1 protein-coding gene is annotated in these 1177 nt (G+C 65.3%); it reads right to left on the minus strand.

Features of this window, described 5'->3' with window-relative positions:
• The coding region (locus ACP7EG_RS27655; RefSeq protein ID WP_426090244.1) for a condensation domain-containing protein at positions 1–1177 on the minus strand (1177 nt) is incomplete at both ends.

Genomic DNA, 1177 nt, shown 5'->3' on the forward strand with positions numbered 1-1177 from the left:
CGTCCGGCCGGCGCACGATACTGCTAATCAGGCTTGTCAGGTGACGCGCCATACGTGCTACCGTCGCCGGCGCGAACAGCGCCGTATCATATTCCCACGCGGCGGCCAGCTCGCCTCCCGCCTCCACGAGGTTGAGCGTCAGGTCGAACTTGGCGTTAACATGCTCGCCTTCCAGGCCCTGCAGCGTGATGCCCGGCAGGTCGATACCCTGCGCCGGCGTATTCTGCAACGACAGCATTACCTGGAACAGCGGTGAACTCCCCGTCTGGCGCACCGGATTGAGCAGGTCGACCAGTTTCTCGAACGGTAAATCCTGGTGCGCGAAATCGTCCAGCAGCGCATTGCGCACCTGGGCCAGCAGCGTGTCGAACCGCGCATGCGGATCGATCCGCGTACGCAGCACCAGCGTATTGACAAAGAAACCAATCAGCGGCTCCGTCGCCGCCTCGTTGCGGTTTGCCACCGGCGTACCGATACAGATGTCATCCTGCCCCGCATAGCGCGACAGCAATATATTGAACACGGCCGTCATCACCATGAACAGGGTAGCGCCCTGCTGCTGCGCCAACGCCTGCAAGCCAGCGGTGCTGGCCGCATCGATGCTGAAGCGGTGCAGCGCGCCATGATGCTGCTGCAGCGCCGGCCGCGGATGATCCGTCGGCAGGTTCAGCATGGCCGCACTGCCGGCCATGCGCGCCGACCAGTAGTCGAGCTGCGCCTGCAGCACGTCGCCGCTCAACCACTGGCGCTGCCAGTGGGCAAAGTCGGCATACTGAAGCGCCAGTTCCGGCAACGGCGACGTCTGCCCCTGCACAAAGGCACGGTACAGAACACCCAGCTCATGCAGCAACACGCCCGTCGACCAGCCATCCGAAACGATGTGATGCACGGTCAGCAGCAGCACGTGCTCGTTGGCCGCCATGCGCACCAGGTGCACACGCAGCAAGGGTCCGGTGGCCAGGTCGAAGCCGTGCAGGGCTTCCTGCCCGGCCAGCGCGCGCAGGGCCAGCGCGCGCTGTGCCGACGGCAAGGCTGCCAGGTCGCTGCGCGGCATGGATAGCGCCAAGGCCGGTGCAATGACCTGCACGGCGGTGCCGTCGACGCTGGCAAAGGTGGTGCGCAGCACTTCATGCCGGCGCACGATTTCCTGCACCGCCTGTTGCAGCGCGTCGCCATC

The sequence above is a fragment of the Janthinobacterium sp. PSPC1-1 genome (genome assembly GCF_049897625.1).
Taxonomy (GTDB): Bacteria; Pseudomonadota; Gammaproteobacteria; order Burkholderiales; family Burkholderiaceae_D; genus Janthinobacterium; species Janthinobacterium tructae.